This window comes from Micromonospora zhanjiangensis (genome assembly GCF_042650605.1).
Taxonomy (GTDB): domain Bacteria; phylum Actinomycetota; class Actinomycetes; order Mycobacteriales; family Micromonosporaceae; genus Micromonospora_J; species Micromonospora_J zhanjiangensis.
Genome location: NZ_JBHSBN010000131.1, coordinates 1 through 549 on the forward strand (window position 1 = coordinate 1; position 549 = coordinate 549).

The following is a 549-nucleotide window of genomic DNA, read 5'->3' on the forward strand; positions in this document are numbered from 1 at the left end:
CCGGCGTTCACCTTGCCCTGCACGATGCCGGGAATCGCCGCGTTGAAGGTCCGCACCGCCGACTCCTGACCCGAGTTCGACAACGGGATCAGCTGCGCGACGAACACCTCCGCGTCCGGCACCGTCGACGTGATCTTGTCGATCAACGACGACAACCGGTTCGGCGCGGTCGAGACGTTGTAGTTCTGCAGGATGTCGTTCGTCCCGATGTGCAGCAACACCGAGTGCGGCGTGGTGTTGCGCAACCACCCCACGATGTTCGCGTCGATCTGGTCGATCCGCCACCCCGGATGACCCTCATGATCATGATCCCCCAGGCTCGCCGGCCCGTTGTACTGCGACCCGACGAAATCCACCCGGTACCCGGCACCGTTCACCCGCTGCCACAGGCCGATCCGATACCCACCCGGCACCTGCGTGCCCTCGGTGATCGAATCACCCAACGGCATCACCCGCACCCCACCGTTGGACTCCGCACTCGCCGGCCCCGCCACCACGGCCGCACCGACCGCCGCCAACGCGACCGTCACGGCCGCCGCGGCGAACCAT

1 protein-coding gene is annotated in these 549 nt (G+C 67.0%); it reads right to left on the reverse strand.

Translation table 11 applies throughout. The features are described 5' to 3' along the window. Positions 1-530 (reverse strand): SGNH/GDSL hydrolase family protein (locus ACFOX0_RS34275; protein WP_377553859.1); only part of this gene is annotated, 530 nt, incomplete at its 3' end. Positions 531-549: the final 19 nt, after the last annotated feature.